The sequence below is a fragment of the Colwellia sp. TT2012 genome (assembly GCF_001440345.1).
Taxonomy (GTDB): Bacteria; Pseudomonadota; Gammaproteobacteria; order Enterobacterales; family Alteromonadaceae; genus Colwellia.
On record NZ_LJYX01000006.1, the window covers coordinates 990,239 to 1,007,610 of the forward strand.

The 17,372-nt window shown below is 40.1% G+C and carries 16 protein-coding genes; 10 read left to right on the top strand and 6 right to left on the bottom strand.

Annotated elements, in window-relative coordinates; all coding sequences use genetic code 11:
* Positions 1–91: 91 nt before the first annotated feature.
* The 7 genes from fabZ (at position 92) to tilS (ending at position 9,411) form a co-directional block, all read left to right on the top strand.
* Positions 92–544 (top strand): 3-hydroxyacyl-ACP dehydratase FabZ, encoded by a 453-nt coding sequence (gene fabZ / locus ASU03_RS06005; protein ID WP_057830930.1) that lies wholly within the window; start codon positions 92–94, stop codon positions 542–544.
* A 48-nt stretch (positions 545–592) separates the two neighbouring features.
* Positions 593–1,363 (top strand): acyl-ACP--UDP-N-acetylglucosamine O-acyltransferase, encoded by a 771-nt coding sequence (gene lpxA / locus ASU03_RS06010; protein ID WP_057830931.1) that lies wholly within the window; start codon positions 593–595, stop codon positions 1,361–1,363.
* Between the two features lie 73 nt (positions 1,364–1,436).
* Positions 1,437–2,603, top strand: coding sequence for a lipid-A-disaccharide synthase (gene lpxB / locus ASU03_RS06015; protein ID WP_057830932.1), 1,167 nt, complete (start codon positions 1,437–1,439; stop codon positions 2,601–2,603).
* Between the two features lie 53 nt (positions 2,604–2,656).
* Positions 2,657–3,310: a ribonuclease HII gene (gene rnhB / locus ASU03_RS06020; protein ID WP_057830933.1), complete on the top strand. Its 654-nt coding sequence runs from the start codon at positions 2,657–2,659 to the stop codon at positions 3,308–3,310.
* A 48-nt stretch (positions 3,311–3,358) separates the two neighbouring features.
* Complete coding sequence (gene dnaE / locus ASU03_RS06025) at positions 3,359–6,916, top strand: DNA polymerase III subunit alpha (protein WP_057831025.1); 3,558 nt, start codon at positions 3,359–3,361, stop codon at positions 6,914–6,916.
* Positions 6,917–6,994: 78 nt separating this feature from the next.
* Positions 6,995–7,951: an acetyl-CoA carboxylase carboxyl transferase subunit alpha gene (accA, locus tag ASU03_RS06030; RefSeq protein WP_057830934.1), complete on the top strand. Its 957-nt coding sequence runs from the start codon at positions 6,995–6,997 to the stop codon at positions 7,949–7,951.
* Between the two features lie 38 nt (positions 7,952–7,989).
* Entirely contained in the window at positions 7,990–9,411 is a 1,422-nt protein-coding gene (gene tilS, locus ASU03_RS06035) for a tRNA lysidine(34) synthetase TilS (protein ID WP_057830935.1), read from the top strand.
* A 419-nt stretch (positions 9,412–9,830) separates the two neighbouring features.
* On the opposite strand, the gene sstT is transcribed toward tilS, so the two are convergent.
* A complete protein-coding gene (sstT, locus tag ASU03_RS06040; protein WP_057830936.1) occupies positions 9,831–11,063 on the bottom strand; it encodes a serine/threonine transporter SstT in 1,233 nt (410 codons plus the stop codon).
* Positions 11,064–11,246: 183 nt separating this feature from the next.
* On the opposite strand from sstT, the gene ASU03_RS06045 reads away from it, so the two are divergent.
* A complete protein-coding gene (locus ASU03_RS06045; protein WP_057830937.1) occupies positions 11,247–11,816 on the top strand; it encodes a PhnA domain-containing protein in 570 nt (189 codons plus the stop codon).
* 196 nt (positions 11,817–12,012) lie between these two features.
* On the opposite strand, the gene fur is transcribed toward ASU03_RS06045, so the two are convergent.
* From fur to ASU03_RS06070, 5 genes are all read right to left on the bottom strand, one after another.
* On the bottom strand, positions 12,013–12,456 hold the full coding sequence (fur, locus tag ASU03_RS06050) for a ferric iron uptake transcriptional regulator (RefSeq protein ID WP_057830938.1): 444 nt from the start codon (positions 12,454–12,456) through the stop codon (positions 12,013–12,015).
* A gap of 173 nt (positions 12,457–12,629) precedes the next feature.
* Entirely contained in the window at positions 12,630–13,157 is a 528-nt protein-coding gene (gene fldA, locus ASU03_RS06055) for a flavodoxin FldA (protein WP_057830939.1), read from the bottom strand.
* Positions 13,158–13,189: 32 nt separating this feature from the next.
* A complete protein-coding gene (gene ybfE, locus ASU03_RS06060; protein ID WP_057830940.1) occupies positions 13,190–13,471 on the bottom strand; it encodes a LexA regulated protein in 282 nt (93 codons plus the stop codon).
* A 3-nt stretch (positions 13,472–13,474) separates the two neighbouring features.
* Positions 13,475–13,771 carry a DUF2788 domain-containing protein gene (locus ASU03_RS06065; RefSeq protein ID WP_157465822.1) on the bottom strand — a complete coding sequence of 99 codons (297 nt, stop codon included), beginning with the start codon at positions 13,769–13,771 and terminating at the stop codon, positions 13,475–13,477.
* A gap of 136 nt (positions 13,772–13,907) precedes the next feature.
* The gene (locus ASU03_RS06070) at positions 13,908–14,696 is read right to left on the bottom strand and encodes an alpha/beta fold hydrolase (protein WP_057830941.1); all 789 of its coding nucleotides are present in this window, start codon (positions 14,694–14,696) and stop codon (positions 13,908–13,910) included.
* Positions 14,697–14,830: 134 nt separating this feature from the next.
* On the opposite strand from ASU03_RS06070, the gene seqA reads away from it, so the two are divergent.
* Both seqA and pgm read left to right on the top strand, forming a co-directional pair.
* Positions 14,831–15,433 carry a replication initiation negative regulator SeqA gene (gene seqA, locus ASU03_RS06075; RefSeq protein WP_057830942.1) on the top strand — a complete coding sequence of 201 codons (603 nt, stop codon included), beginning with the start codon at positions 14,831–14,833 and terminating at the stop codon, positions 15,431–15,433.
* A gap of 53 nt (positions 15,434–15,486) precedes the next feature.
* On the top strand, positions 15,487–17,148 hold the full coding sequence (gene pgm, locus ASU03_RS06080; RefSeq protein WP_057830943.1) for a phosphoglucomutase (alpha-D-glucose-1,6-bisphosphate-dependent): 1,662 nt from the start codon (positions 15,487–15,489) through the stop codon (positions 17,146–17,148).
* The last annotated feature ends 224 nt before the right edge of the window (positions 17,149–17,372 follow it).

Sequence of the window (17,372 nt, forward strand, 5' to 3'; positions counted from 1 at the left end):
TACTGCCATCATACAAGATAACGCTGACGCAAAGATAGTACACGATTAGTTCACTATTAACTAATCGTGTTAGCCAACAAGGAATATTCATTTGGACACTGTAAAAAAACCAATCGATCTTAACGAAATTAAAACACTAATACCTCACAGGTACCCGATGCTATTAGTGGATAAAGTCGTTGATCATGAACCAGGGAAATCGTTACACGCCATAAAAAATGTCACGATTAACGAACCTGTTTTTAATGGCCATTTTCCAGAGTTAGCAATATTTCCGGGTGTTTTAATTTTAGAAGCCTTAGCACAGGCAACGGGTATTCTTGGCTTTAAAAGTAGCAAAGGCCGTGGTAAAAATGAAATGTACTTATTTGCCTCTATCGATAAGGCTAGGTTTAAAAAGCCAGTATTCCCAGGCGATACCCTGCACTTGCATGTTGAACTTCTAAAAGAGCGTCAAGGAATGTGGAAATTTTATGGTGAAGCACGGGTTGATGGCGAGGTGGTTTGTAGTGCCAATCTTATGTGTGCACGTCGCACTTTATAACGTTTATTTAATAATAAATGCACACCTATCCAGTAGAAGAGTAAACTCATGATTCATCCTCAAGCTATTATTGAGCCAGGCGCTGTTATTGGCGAAAATGTTGCCATCGGTCCCTGGACTTATATTGCCGGTAATGTAGTTATTGGTGATAACTGTGAGATTAGCTCACATGTGGTTATTAATGGCCCAACTCGGTTAGGTAAAGGTAACCGAATTTTTCAATTCGCCAGTATTGGTGAAGATTGTCAAGACCTTAAATACGCAGGTGAACCAACAGAGTTGGTTATTGGTGACAATAATACCTTTCGAGAGTCATGTACTATTCACCGTGGCACGATTCAAGATAATAGTATTACCCAAATAGGCAGTAATAATTTATTTATGGCCTATACCCATGTTGCTCACGATTGTGTGGTTGGCAGTCATTGTATTTTTGCTAATAATGCTTCTATTGCCGGTCATGTGCACGTTGGTGATCATGCTATTATTGGTGGCATGGTAGGTGTACATCAGTTCTGCCATATAGGCGCACATAGTTTTATTGCCGGTAATGCCTTAATACTTAAAGATGTGCCTGCCTATGTTATGGCGTCAGGGCAACCAGCAAAACCTTTTGGCTTAAATAGTGAAGGGCTAAGACGTCGTGGTTTTTCTAATGACACCATATTAACCATTAAACGTGCTTATAAAATAATGTACCGCCAAGGTTTATCCGTTGCCGAAGCATTAAACAAAATCAGTGAAATGCCAGCACAATCTTCAGAATTACAACTGTTTTGTGACTCAATCAAAACCTCTAATCGCGGCATCATTCGTTAAAGAACTGCCGTTAATACCTGCCTTAGGAGCTACCTAATGCAGGTACCGTTAACTTTAAGTACTTTTAACGCCTATGACTGCTCAGAAGAAAACCTCTCTCCAACAAGTTGTCTTTGCTATTGTTGTTGGTGAACATTCAGGTGATACCCTAGGCGCAGGCCTGATAACTTCATTACGTATAACACACCCTAATGCTAAATTTATTGGTATTGGTGGCCCCAAGATGCAAGTACTGGGTTTTGAAAGCCTATTTGCCATGGATGAATTGTCTGTGATGGGTTTGGTAGAAGTTCTTGGCCGTATCCGACGTTTATTACATGTCCGTAAAACCTTAAAAAATTATTTTACTAGTAATAAACCCGATGTTTTTATTGGTATTGATGCGCCTGATTTTAACATTACTCTTGAGTTAAAGCTTAAGGCCGAGGGCATTAAAACAGTACATTATGTTAGCCCATCCGTTTGGGCTTGGCGTGAAAAACGTATTTTTAAAATAGCCAAAGCAACCGACATGGTGTTGGCTTTATTGCCCTTTGAAAAAGCCTTTTACGATAAACATAATGTGCCTTGTACTTTTGTCGGACATCCTCTTGCCGATGATATCCCCATGCAAAGCGATAAAGCGCTTGCCAGAACTAAGCTAGGTTTAGCGCAAGACAAAAAGATTCTCGCGCTTATGCCCGGCAGTCGTAGTGGCGAATTATCCCGCTTACTTAGCGACTTCTTTGCCAGTGCCAAGCAATTACAGGCTCAAGATAGTGACTTGCTTTTTGTTGCTCCTATGATTAGTGCACAACGTGTTGAACAATTTAATGCCCTTAAAGCTGAGCTTGCCCCTGATTTACCGGTTAAAGTCATCCTCAATGAAACTCAAGCCGTGATGGCAGCCAGTGATTGCTTATTAACCGCTTCAGGAACAGTTACCTTAGAAGCTGCTTTAATTAAAAGGCCCATGGTGATTTGTTATAAGTTTAGCCCAGTAACTTTTTATTTAGCACGCTGGTTGGTTAAGTTGAAATGGTTTTCTTTACCTAATCTATTAGCAAATAAGTCTTTAGTACCTGAATTATTGCAAAAACAAGTGTGCCCAGACAATATTGTGCCGTTAATTAAAGAGCGTTTATATCAAGACCAAAGTCAACTTAATGACAGTTATCAGGCCATTCATCTGCAATTAAAGTGTGATGCAAGTGAGCAAGCTGCCAAGGCAGTACTTGATGTTTTATCGACAAAACCCTAGATAATGTATAATTTCAAGCCATAGTAATTAATCAATAATATAAGACTAAATTTATGCCGAGCAAACAAATATTCCCTAAATTTGAGTATCCCGTCGCCTATTGTATTGCCGGTGTAGACGAAGTTGGCCGTGGTCCTTTGGTCGGCGATGTCGTTACTGCCGCCGTCATCCTAGATCCTGATAACCCCATAGAAGGGCTAAAGGATTCTAAAAAGCTGTCAGAAAAGAAAAGAGCTCAACTTTCTATTGAAATAAAAGCCAAGGCAGTTGCTTGGTCAATAGGACGAGCAAGCCCACAAGAAATAGACACCTTGAATATTTTACACGCCACCATGCTCGCCATGCAACGTGCGGTATCTGCCCTTACTGTAGCGCCTGACTTTGTTCTTGTTGATGGCAATCGCTGCCCAACATTTTTAAGTACAGTTAATGATGAACAGAATAAAAACATCAAGATCGCCAGCCAAGCGGTGGTAAAAGGTGATGCCCGAGTTGCCGAAATAAGTGCTGCTTCCATTATTGCTAAAGTAGCTCGCGATGATGAGATGATCGCCTTAGATAAACTCCACCCTGAGTATGGTTTTGCTAAACACAAAGGCTATCCAACCAAGTTGCATTTAGAGAAAATTATTGAGCATGGTGTACTTGATTGTTATCGACAAAGCTTTAAACCTGTCGCTAGGGTTTTAGGTACTATCCATGAGTAAAATCATGAGTAAAATCATGAGTAAAGGCATGACAAAATTATGACTGAGATGCATACCGAAGAAATAGTAACGGAAGAGTCAAGCGTCTATCAGCCGCCTAAATTTATCCACTTACGTGTGCACAGTGATTTTTCTATGTGTGATGGCTTAAAAAAGGTCAAACCGATAATTGCTCGAGCTGCGGAGCTCAATATGCCAGCGATAGCGCTGACTGACCAAACTAACTTATGTGGTTTGGTAAAATATTACCATGCAGCTCACAATGCCGGTCTCAAGCCTATTATAGGCTGTGACCTTTGGGTGAAAAGTGATGAGTTGGCGGACGAGCTTTCACGAATAGTGGTGCTTACCACCAACAATGTTGGTTATAAAAATATCACTGAACTTATCTCTAAAGCCTATTTACGTGGACATATACAAAATAAAGCCGTTATTGATAAATCATGGCTGATAGAATACAAAGAAGGTTTACTCTTACTTTCTGGTGGTCGTGAGGGTGATATAGGAAAAGCCTTGCTAAAAGGTAATGCTGATCTTGTTAATGAGATGGTTAGTTTTTACCAGCAACATTTTGATCGTTGTTTTTTTATTGAGTTAGTGAGAACGGGTCGCGAGGATGAAGAAAACTATATTCACCTTGCCGTAGCCCTTGCAGAACAGCAAGATTTGCCCGTGGTTGCTACCAATGAAGTGATGTTTCTTTCACCAGAAGACTTTGACGCCCATGAAATTCGTGTTGCCATTCATGATGGTTTTACCCTAGATGATAAGAGGCGTCCTAAGCGATACAGTACTGAGCAGTATTTACGCAGCGAAGCCGAGATGTGTGAGCTGTTCAGCGATATCCCCGAAGCATTAGCCAATAGTGTCGAAATAGCAAAACGCTGTAATGTTACGGTTACTTTAGGTGAATATGTCTTACCAGACTTCCCAACCGAAGGGCTGGAAATTAATGACTTCTTCATTAAAGTATCAGAAGAAGGTTTGGAAAAACGTCTTGACCAGCTTTTTGATCGTAATGGCGATGACTTTTCTGACATTAGAGCACCGTATGACGAGCGTTTAAAAATAGAACTCGAAGTGGTTAATAACATGGGTTTTCCCGGTTATTTCCTCATAGTAATGGAGTTTATCCAGTGGAGTAAAGACCACAATATTCCTGTAGGCCCTGGGCGAGGTTCAGGTGCCGGCTCTCTGATTGCCTATTCGCTTAATATTACCGATATTGATCCCTTGAAATATGACTTATTATTCGAACGCTTCTTAAACCCAGAACGTGTTTCCATGCCCGATTTCGATATCGATTTCTGTATGGACAGGCGTGATGAAGTTATTGATCATGTGGCCGAGCTTTATGGTCGTGATGCGGTTTCGCAAATTATTACCTTCGGTACTATGGCGGCGAAGGCCGTTATCCGTGATGTTGGCCGTGTATTGGGTCATCCCTACGGTTTTGTTGATAGACTTTCAAAGCTTATTCCAACGACCCCAGGCATGACCTTAGCTAAAGCCTTTGAAGAAGAACCTAAGTTACCCGAGCTCTACGCTCAAGATACTGAAGTCAAAGATCTTATTGATATGTGTCGTATTCTTGAAGGTACAACACGTAATGCGGGTAAACATGCGGGTGGTGTGGTTATTTCTCCGACCACTATCACAGATTTTGCGCCACTGTATTGCGATGAGGAAGGTAAAAACCCGGTTACCCAGTTTGATAAAAACGATGTTGAAGATGCAGGTTTAGTTAAATTTGATTTCTTAGGTTTAAGAACACTGACCATTTTGCAATGGGCCATTGAAATGGCTGATGCAAAATTACTTAAAGTCGGCAAAGATCCTATTGATATCACCAAGATAGATCTTGAAGATAGAGCCTGCTATAAGATACTACTTGCCGCGAAAACGACGGCAGTATTCCAACTTGAATCTAGCGGCATGAAGTCGTTAATTGATAAGTTAAAACCTGATTGTTTTGAAGATATCATCGCACTGGTGGCTTTATTTCGCCCAGGGCCTTTGCAATCAGGCATGGTTGATAACTTTATCGAACGTAAACATGGCCGTGAAGAGGTCAGTTATCCCGATGAAAAGTGGCAGCATCTTGACTTAAAACCTGTGCTCGAACCTACCTATGGCATCATCTTGTATCAAGAACAAGTGATGCAAATTGCGCAAGTTCTAGCGGGTTATTCGCTGGGCGGTGCCGACATGCTACGGCGTGCCATGGGTAAGAAAAAACCGGAAGAAATGGCTAAGCAGCGCGCCGGCTTTGAACAAGGCGCCAGAGATCGAGGCGTTGATGGCGAATTGGCGATGAAAATCTTCGATTTAGTGGAGAAATTTGCCGGTTATGGTTTTAATAAATCCCACTCTGCCGCTTATGCCTTAGTTTCCTACCAAACATTATGGATGAAAACCCATTTTCCTGGACCTTTTCTAGCGGCGGTAATGTCGGCAGACATGGATAATACCGAGAAAATTGTTATCTTGGTTGATGAATGTAGCAATATGGGCATCGATTTATTGCCCCCAGACGTTAATGCCGGACAATACAAGTTTACCGTCAATGATGACGATCAAATTGTCTATGGTATTGGCGCCATTAAGGGGGTCGGTGAAGGCCCAATTGAAGCTATTATTTCCGCACGTCAAGCCGGTGGACCCTTTAGTGACTTATTTGATTTATGTGCACGCTTGGACTTAAAAAAGACCAATAAACGTGTTTTACAAAAATTAATAAAATCAGGTGCCATGGACGCCTTAGGTCCCAAGTATCAAAAGGGTTCAACCACGGAGCAAGGAGCTAACCGAGCGGCACTATTTGAAAACCTGCCCGAAGCTATTAAAGCGGCAGAGCAACATGCCAAAGCTGAGTCATTAGGCCAAAATGATTTATTTGGCTTAATTAATGATGAGAAAACTGATTCCAGACAAGCGTTTAAAGAAGTTAAAGCCTGGTCTGAAGAAGTTTGGCTTGATGGTGAAAAAGAAACCTTGGGGCTTTATTTAACTGGGCACCCGATCAATCGTTATTTAAGTGAAATAAAAAAATATTCGACTAGTCGGCTCGTTGGCATGCAGCCAACCGGTCGTGATAATCAAGCGGTCGCCGTTGGATTAGTCATTGGGGTACGGGTGTTAGTCAATAAGCGCGGGCGGCGCTGGGCATTAGTTACCTTAGATGATAAGAGTGCCCGTATGGATATTCGCCTGTTTCCCGATGACTATGATCGCTTTGCTGAGTTGCTGGTAAATGATGCTATTTTGGTTTGTAGTGGACAGGTCAGCTTTGATGATTATTCAGGTGGTAATACAATGACCGCTCGGGATATAATGACAGTCACTGACGCGCGCGAAAATTATCTTAGCTCTATTGATATTAAAGTCGATAACAGCTTGATAGCTGATAACTTTATTGAAAAGTTTGCCCAGGTATTAACGCCTTTTAAAGAAGGTACCTGTCTGGTAAGAGTTTTTTATCAGCGCGAAGAAGCTCAAGCTATACTTGAGCTCGGCGTACAATGGCGAGTAACGCCGACCGATATGTTGTTATATGAATTAAAAACATTGCTTGGTGAAGACAATGTCACCATGGAATTTAAATAACTCGCTATTGAAAGGTATAAATTTTAATAGCGTAAAACGATTTTAAAAATTAACTAGATTTATTAGGTAAAAATAAGCATGTCATTAAACTTTTTAGATTTCGAGCTGCCTATTGCTGAGCTTGATGCAAAAATAGAAGAGCTAGAGTTAGTCAATAACGGCCAAGAACTTGATCTTGATTTAGACGATCAAATCAAGCAACTGCGTGAAAAAAATAAAGAACAAACTAAAAAAATATTTGCCAACCTTGACCCCTGGCAAACCGCGCGTGTGGCACGTCATCCCCAACGTCCTTACACACTGGATTATATTCCTCGTATTTTTACCGAATTTGATGAGTTAGCCGGAGATCGCGCTTATGCTAATGATAGAGCTATTGTTGGCGGTACTGCGCGCTTAGATGGTCAACCAGTGATGATTATAGGTCATCAAAAGGGCCGAGTAACCTCTGAAAAAATCAAGCGTAATTTTGGTATGCCACGTCCAGAAGGCTATCGAAAAGCCTTGCGTCTAATGGAAATGGCCGAACGCTTTAATATGCCGATCATCACCTTTATTGATACACCGGGTGCTTACCCAGGTGTAGGTGCAGAAGAGCGAGGCCAAAGTGAAGCTATTGCCCGTAACTTAAAAGTAATGGCGCGGCTAACGGTACCTATTGTTTGTACCGTTATTGGTGAAGGCGGCTCGGGTGGCGCACTGGCGATTGGTGTTGGTGACAGAGTAAACATGTTGCAATATGCTACATATTCAGTAATTTCCCCAGAAGGTTGTGCCTCTATTTTATGGAAAACAGCCGACAAAGCCCCTACTGCGGCGGCTGCAATGGGCATAACCGCAACACGTATCAAAGAATTAGATCTGATCAATAGTATTGTTGAAGAGCCATTAGGTGGAGCACATCGCGATGTAGATCTGATGGCGGCTCATTTAAAACAAGCGCTTAAGAAAGATCTAGCCGAGTTAGCAGGCTTAAGTAAAGAAGAGCTTATTGAACAACGTTATGACAGATTAATGTCATTTGGTTACTGTTAATGAGTACTGCCAACGGCAACTAGCTGTTGGCTTTTTCTATGCAAAAAATAGCCTCAGTCATTCACGCTACCATTAAAAAATATCTCCAACCTTACGGAGATATTGAGCTTATTATTGCCTACAGTGGTGGGGTCGACTCACAAGTGCTCTTACATGCCATAGCGCATTTAAAAAAAAATAAAGTTATTACTAATGCTATTACGGTTTGTCATGTTAATCATGGACTCAGTGATAATGCTTATCGCTGGCAAGAATTTGCTCAGCAAGAATGCGCTAAACTGTCATTTAACCTTATTGTTAAAAAGGTGCAGGTGCAGGTGCAAGCACAGCATTCGCTTGAAGCCTTGGCACGAGAGGCAAGATATCAAGCGTTAAGATCAGTGAGCAACAAGAAATCATTAATTTTAACTGGCCATCATAGTGATGATCAAAGTGAGACTTTTTTATTAGCACTTAAACGTGGTGCTGGTTTGAAGGGGTTAGCGGCCATGGCAGTAGTCTCTCAACTTGGTCAGCATTTATTGGTTCGTCCTTTACTGGCTATTTCTCGTCCAGAAATAGAAGCCTATGCTAAAGCTCATCAGCTTAGTTGGGTCGAAGATGAGTCAAACCTTGATACTTGTTTTGATCGTAATTTTATCAGGCAACAGCTTATGCCGCTTTTACGTCAACGCTGGCCCAGTATTAGTAACACCATTAATCGCAGTGCTAGCCATTGTTTAGCGGGACAAGAGTTATTAGATGAACTGGCTGAGCAAGACTTGAGCCTATGCAGAGCCAGTGAGCTGAGTTTGCATATTGAGCAGTTAAAGTTTTTATCAATAGCACGCTTTAATAACCTCATTCGCTTTTTTATGGCACAACATGCTTGCTTGATGCCAACGACTGAGCAAGTTAAGCAAGTTAGACTGCAGTTAGAGGCCGGCGATGATAAAAACCCACAAATTAAAGTTGGACAACAGTTTTTTCGCCGCTTTAAAGGACAATTGTTTTTAACGCCAGACTATAACGATATTAGTGACTGGCAAGGGCAAGTCGACCTCTGTGAACGCGTCTATTTACAAGGTAACCGACCTCAAGGTAATGGCCAGCAGAGCAAACGTTTATTGATTTTACCGGATAACTTGGGTGAGTTGGTTTTTAATATTAATAGCAAAAAAAATAACAATCAAGATAGGGCAATGCTCAGAATTTGCTTACCTAAACAAGGGCAGCAAGTCAGTGTTCGTTTTAGTCATCATAATCCTAAGTGCTTGCCTGATTTTAGACAGCATTCTCGTAAGCTCAAGAAGGTACTACAAGAGTTAAATATTGCCCCATGGCAGCGTAAACGCATTGCTTTTTTATATTATGATAGTGAGTTGGTCGCAGCGATAGGCCATTTTATTTGTCAGCCCTTTATTGCTAATGACAGCGAAGCAGGCATGCTTATATCATCATCAGTTTCCGATAATAATTAAACTAATAAAAATTAACTACATAAGCTGAGCTCTGGATAATGAGTGCTTGATGGCTAAGTAAAAACAACAACTTACGATTATTAAGAATAAAATTTACGAAATTAGTCGCAATATATGTTATCAATGTTTCAATTTATTCGATTATCAAGGCAAAACGTTTATGAATAACAGGTTATTAATCGACGTTTTAACGCTGATAATCAGATAAAGGGGAATATTGAGCAAGTGCTGCTTATCCAGAGTTCAGGTTACATAGTGATACTGATATAAGTAATGAGCATACCCTCCCTAGACGCTAAATATTAAAAAATAAAAAGGCGGCCAGTACAATTTTGTACTGGCCGCCTTTTATTTTATGGCTTGTTTAACGTTTAACGTTTAGCTAATTAGATGTTCAGCTAAATGGACGAGGTTTAAGGTTACTTTAAGCTCTTCGTTATATGGTGTGATGCTGCCGCTGAAAATACTACATCCGTCGAGCTATTCAATGCAGTTTCGGCTGAGTCTTGAATAACACCAATAATAAAGCCAATAGCAACAACCTGCATAGCAATGTCATTATTGATGCCAAATAAGCTACAGGCTAAAGGAATAAGTAATAAAGAGCCACCAGCCACACCCGAAGCGCCACAAGCTGAAATAGAGGCGACCACGGAGAGTAATATCGCGGTGCCAAAACTTACTTCAATATTTAAACTATTTGCTGCCGCCAATGTTAATACGGTAATGGTAATAGCAGCGCCTGCCATGTTAATAGTTGCGCCTAATGGAATCGACACCGAGTAGGTATCTTCATGTAAAGCTAACTTTTTACATAAGGCCATGTTCACCGGAATATTTGCAGCTGAACTACGGGTGAAAAATGCGGTAATACCTGACTCTCTAAGGCAAGTAAATACTAAAGGATAAGGGTTTTTCTTGGTGATGATAAAGACAATAAGAGGGTTTACTAATAAAGCAATAATTAACATAGCGCTAAGTAACACGGCAACCAAGTGCGTATATTCGCCTAGAGTACTAAAACCCGTAGTCGCAATGGTATCGGCCACTAAACCAAAGATACCCAGTGGCGCAAAGCGTATTACCATGCGGACAATACTAGAAATAGCTTCGCTTAAGTCATGCACCATGGCTTTACTTGACTCACTAGCATGTTTTAATGAAAAACCTAAACCCAAGCCCCAAGCAAGTACAGCGATGAAATTACCATTAGCAATAGCCGTTATTGGATTCTCAACCACTTTAAAAGCCAGCGTAGCCAGCACTTCGGTTAATTTTTGCGGCGGATTAGCGCTAGCTCCGGCTAAATCTAAGGTCAGCACAGTGGGGAAGGCAAAACTTAATAATACCGCTATAAAGGCCGCACTTAGGGTACCTATTAAATATAAGCTAACGATAGGTTTTAATTCGGCACTACTATCGAGTTTTTGATTAGCAATAGCGGAGGTAACCAATACCAGCACTAGAATTGGAGCAACCGCTTTTAATGCGCTAACAAATAAACTGCCGAGCATGCCAAATTCCTTGGCTGACTCTGGTGATATGGTGGCAAATAGGCTAGCTAAAATAATTGCGATAATTATTTGGCTTACCAAACTGGTCGACTTTAATTTTTGAAAAAATGATGTATTAGGTGTTGTTGCGCTGGTCATTGTTTAGCCTGTTACTCGGTGATTATTATTTATGAGGGAGGTTTTATCATTGAAGAATAGTCATTGTCTAGAGCTATTCGACCAACGAGGAGAATTAACCGCTAAAATGACTTTAGTCATAGAAATAAAAGACCATGCGGGTATAATTGCGCCATTAATATAATGATCACCTTTGGAAACACTATGCCTGCAGAACAAGCATTAAAGAACCGTAGTAATAATAACTGTGAACTATGTACTAGTAACGATGCCTTGGTCGTTTACCCGGTACCACCAACAAGTGATTTAAGTGCTCAGCAGTCTATTTATATCTGTCAAAATTGCTTATCACAGATTGAAGGACAAAGTGAGTTAGACCTTAACCACTGGCGCTGTTTAAATGACAGTATGTGGAATCAAGAGCCTGCGGTGCAAGTTATGTCTTATCGAATGTTACAAAAACTCTCTGCGGAAAGTTGGGCACAAGATGCCTTAGAGATGATTTACATGGAAGATGAGGTGAAAAAGTGGGCCGAGCAGGGCATAGCCGCAGAGCGTAGTAATGGACCTACCCGAGATAGTAATGGTACAGAATTACAAGACGGTGATAATGTTACCTTGATTAAAGATTTAAAAGTCAAAGGGGCAAACTTTACCGCCAAGCAAGGTACCATGGTACGTGGTATAACACTCACGGAGAACCCTGAACATATTGAAGGTAAGGTGAATGGTACTCGTATTGTCCTAGTATCTGCTTTCCTGAAAAAAGCCTGATATCAGCTTAACGATTCTAATCGACTCAATGTTCGCGGTTGCTCTATGAACAAGTGATGCCAAGGTATGCTTTAATTAGCTAGGTTCAAACAATAAAAAACGCTGTGATAGTGATATCACAGCGTTTTTTGTTTAGATAAGGTGTAAGTCGTTAGCTAAGTGAATCATTAGCGGCTAGCTCAAACGAGAAAACTATTTATTGATGATTTTTTCTGAAAGACTCACAAGCCTCTTGATCTTCACATTCACCATAAAGGTATAAGCTATGATTGGTTAGCTTTACCTTGTTAGCGACGGCAATATCTCTTTGTCTTTGCTCAATCACGTCATCTTCAAACTCGACTACTTTACCACACTTTAAACAGACCAAATGGTCATGGTGCGCTTTATGAGCTAATTCAAATACTGACTTGCCACCTTCAAAATGGTGGCGGGTAACGATACCAGCATCATCAAATTGGTTTAATACTCGGTATACCGTAGCTAAGCCAATTTCTTCCTTTTGCTCTAGCAATATTTTATAAACATCTTCAGCACTGATGTGCTGATTATTTGGCTGTTGAAGAATACTAAGGATTTTTATTCTAGGCAGGGTGATTTTTAATCCAGCTCTTTTAAGTTCTTCGTTTTGTTCAGCCATATTAAGTCTCTAAAGTGATTAAGTAATGTAATATCAAAATTATAGGGGGTTATAGAGAAAGAGAAAAGCTTTAGTTTTATTCTTTGGTGAAATTATTAGTATTGTATAAAAAAGCTAAAAATAAAGCCCATTTAATCAGCTTTATTTCTATTATACCCCTGAGTAATGTAAGGTTATTTGGCAAATTCAGCCAAACACATTTCATCATTCAATTGCACGAGCCATTTATTAACACGTTCTTCAGTCAATTCACTTTGTCTGTCTTCATCAATACACAGACCGATAAAATTATTTTCATCAATAAGGGCTTTTGATGCTTCAAACTCATAGCTTTCGGTTGACCAGTTGCCAACAACGATAGCACCTTTACTCTCAACGATATCTCGTAATGGCTCCATTGCATCACAGAAGTATTCGGAGTAATCCTCTTGGTCACCTAGACCATAGATAGCAACTAATTTGTCGGTGAAATCAATTTCTTCTAAATCAGGTAAAAAATCATCCCAATCACATTGGTTTTCGCCGTAATACCAGGTAGGAATGCCTAAAATCAGTAAATCAAACTCAGCAATTTCCTCTTTAGTACTTTTGGCGATGTCTTTAACTTCAACCATGTTTTTGCCAAGTTTCTTCTGGATCATCTTTCCAATTGCTTCAGTATTACCGGTATCACTGCCGAAGAATAAGCCTACGATTGCCATGAAATTTTACCTTATGATGCTTTCTTAAAAAATTACTTAACGTGTGCGGCTAATGACTCTATCAGCAGCGCTTCTATTAATTCACTTCGACTCACTTGTTGAGTGTTAGCTAATTGCTCTAATTGTTCGAATAAACTGTGATGAACTTTAAACTCTACCCGCTTTAAGCCATTGTTTTTATCGCGTTTAACTTGATTTCGTTTATTAATCTTTATTTGTACGCTGCGAGAATGAGGGTTAGTTTTCGGGCGGCCAGGGCGTTTGTCATTATTGAATAAATCAATAGTGGTTAAATCGGTTATTTCTTTTGCCATGAGTTAACCCATACCCTGATTTTCCCAGACAAACTGGATAATACCCTTAACCACAAAACCGAAACAGCCAAAAAATAAAACAAAGTATACGACCACTTTACCCATTTTTGGCACATCGTTTTTATTCATCAAATCATGCATGGATAAGCCAATAAAACCAAAGATAAAAAGGAAAAATAAATTCAGGCCAATAGCCTCAATAAGCTCAAAATGTTCTACTAGCATAGCGATTGATTGTTTCTTATACACTAAGGCCGAAAACATTAAGGCCAAAAAATTGGCGGGATTATAGCATATCATTTACCCCAAGCCATTAGCATTTCTACCTAACGGTTAAATATTAACAATAGTGTTTGTTGGTACTCAGTATTTTGAACTTCATTAACGGTAGTAAGGTAGACTACTAAGTGTCATTTTTATATAGATTTATCAGTCGTTAACTCTTAATGAAATCAATCACGATTTTGTTAAAGGCTAGGGTTTTTTCTGCATGTAGCCAATGTCCAGCGCCTTGAATTATTTTTGCTTTACTATGGGGAAATAAGGCCAGAATAGCCTCTCTGTGTCCAGGTAAAATATAATCTGAATTTGCCCCCTTGATAAACAATGTTTCCCCATTATAGGGTGCTTGATTGGCCATTAGTTTGTTGGCTCGCATTATTTGCGGATAGCATAAACTAATGTTACTGAGGCTGCATTTGAAAGCGAATTCACCGTGTGAATTAAGCGCTAAATTACGTAATAAAAACTGTCTAACCCCTAGATTATCGACAAAGGGTGCAAGTTGCTCATCAGCATCTTTTCGCTTAAATACTTGCGATAATTGGATAGCTTGTAAACCTGCTATTATCTTTAAATGGTGTGGTGGGTAACTCACCGGGGCAATATCAGCTACCAGTAATTTACCAATACGCGCAGGTTGCGCTAAAGCAACTTGCATCGCTATTTTTCCGCCCATAGAATGGCCAAGCAATAGACAAGTATCAATGTTTAAATGGTCTAATAAATTGATAATGTCTTGTGCTAATTCAGAGTATTCCATGCTGTTAGCATGGAATGAATCGCCATGATTTCTTACGTCCACACTGGTGACACAATAAGTCTTACTTAAGGGTTTTGCTACCATGTTGAGGTTTTCTAAGCTACCAAATAAACCGTGAATAAGCACAAGGTGTTCACCCGTGCCAGTTTGCTTGTAATTCAGTATTTCGGGTTGTTTTGTCATGGTCTACTTAGTTTGTTTTGTCCATTATTGACAGTATTGTCATATTTTTAACGACTATTTGCAAATAAATGAGTTCAACAGACTCTCATTTCACTATATAATATTGCCGCGAATTATTTAAGTTAAGGGTAACAATGAAAAACATCGAAATAGATGAAGAGCTTTATCAATACATCGCCACGAATACACAATATATTGGCGAAAGTGCTTCTGCCATTTTACGTCGTTTGCTAAAGTTGGATTTAGCAAACGACGTTGCCGCCGTTACCGTTAATGAAATTTCAGATGAAATTGAAGTAAAAATTGCCCTTGAGTCTGAAAAAGCAGTAGTGCATGTTGAAACTGTCGTAGTCAAAAATCCTGAGGCAACTAAGCGGATGAAAGCGGTGCCGGATAGTCATGAAACTGTGTTTAACTTTATTAATAAAGAAGAGTTGGCCATGCAACGTGGTGCTGTAGGACGTTTTTTATTAATCCTCGCTGCGTTATACCGAGCTCATCCAAAACAGTTTGGGGTAGTCACCGAGATCAGTGGTCGTGATCGCTTGTATTTTGCTAACAGTGAAAATAAATTAGCAGAAAGTGGCAGTAGCACTAAACCTCGCCAAATACCCGAAAGTCCTTTTTGGGTTATCACAAACTCTAACACCACGCGTAAAAAAATGATGTTAACCAAAGCCTCAATTTCATTAGGTTATAGTGACCTTGATGTTGAAAAAATTCGTGAGTTACTTTAACTAAATTGTTGAATAGACTATAACTAATAGCCATTAATCATTAAGAAACATATATGAGTGTCCATCCTTTTGCCGGTAAACCTGTTCGTCCTCAAGATAGAATTAATCTTGGTCAGCTAGTTAGTGACTACTTTTTACAAACCCCTGATGTTAGCTTAGCAGCAGAGCAAGTGAGTTTTGGTACCTCAGGTCATCGTGGCAGTGCTAGCAAACGTAGTTTCAATGAACAACATATTATGGCTATCTGTCAGGCTATTGCTGAGTATCGCCAACAACATGCTATCCATGGTCCGTTATTTTTAGGTAAAGATACTCATGCGTTATCTGAGCCGGCTTTTGCCAGTGCCATTGCCGTACTTATAGCGAATGGCGTTAATGTCGTTGTACAAAGCGACTCTTTATCAGGAAGGGGCTTTACCCCAACGCCGGTGATTTCTCGTTTAATCATTAGTCATAATAAAACACAGGCTGAACAGCTTGCTGACGGTATTATTATAACGCCTTCACATAATCCACCTAGCGATGGCGGTATTAAATATAACCCTCCTCATGGCGGCCCAGCGGAAGGTGACATCACCAAACAAATAGAACAACGTGCCAATGAATTAATTGCCGCCGACTTAGTGGATGTTAAACGCCTTGCTTACCAAGAAGCATTAACATCACCTTTACTTGTTAAAGAAGATTTTATTAATCATTATGTTAATCAGCTTGACCAAGTTATTGATATGAAAGCTATTGCCAAAGCTGGTATCCGTATTGGCGCTGACCCTCTTGGCGGCTCTGGTATTGATTATTGGCCTGTTATTGCTAAGCGCTATCAGTTGAATATTAAGGTTGTCAATGAAGTGGTTGACGCTAGTTTTGCTTTTATGCCTCTTGATAAAGACGGTAAAATTCGTATGGATTGCTCATCAAAATATGCTATGGCTGGCTTAATTGCCATGAAAGATGATTTTGATATCAGTGTTGGTAATGATCCAGACTTTGATCGCCATGGTATCGTCACCCCTAGTGGCGGATTAATGAACCCTAATCATTACCTCGCTGTCGCTATTCATTACTTAATGACCCATAGAAATTGGCCAAAAAGCTGTAAAATAGGTAAGACCTTAGTGTCTAGTTCACTCATTGATCGCGTTGCCAAGCAACTTGAACTACCTTTAGCAGAAGTCCCCGTTGGCTTTAAGTGGTTTGTTGATGGTTTAGCCGATGCCAGCTATGCCTTTGGCGGGGAAGAAAGCGCCGGCGCTTCTTTCTTAGCACGTGATGGTAGTACTTGGACCACAGATAAAGATGGCTTTATCTTGGCTTTATTAGCGGCAGAAATACTCGCCGTTACCGGAAAAGATCCTTACCAATATTATCTTGAACTTGCTAAAACTTTAGGTAAACCCTGTTATGGTCGCGTTGAAGCTGTTGCCTCGCTGGAGCAAAAACGTGTATTAACCGCGCTATCAAGTGATGATGTTAAAGCCAAAACCCTTGCCGGTGATAAAATTATCCAGGTGCTTTCCCATGCACCAGGTAATAATGCGGCCATAGGTGGCATAAAAGTGGTTACCGACAATGGTTGGTTTGCTGCCCGTCCTTCAGGTACCGAAGATATTTATAAAATCTATGCCGAAAGCTTTATTGATGATAAGCACTTGCAAGTTATTATTAGCGAAGCGCAAGCTATGGTCAGTGCTTCATTCAAAGCTGCTGGTTTGTAAGTAACAACTATCAAAGAGTTATCACTAGGCTATTGCCAAGGCTAAGTGATAACTCATCTTTATCTTAATACCTTCCTATTGCTATTCCTTAACACCAGTGTAAAGAATATTGCTCACTTTTTGTGACTCGCATGGCAACTCATTGCCGCCATTTATTGAATGTCAGTTGACGTAAAGGTAAAGTTAAATGAGGTTATTACTTCATACTATACCTAGGTATAAAT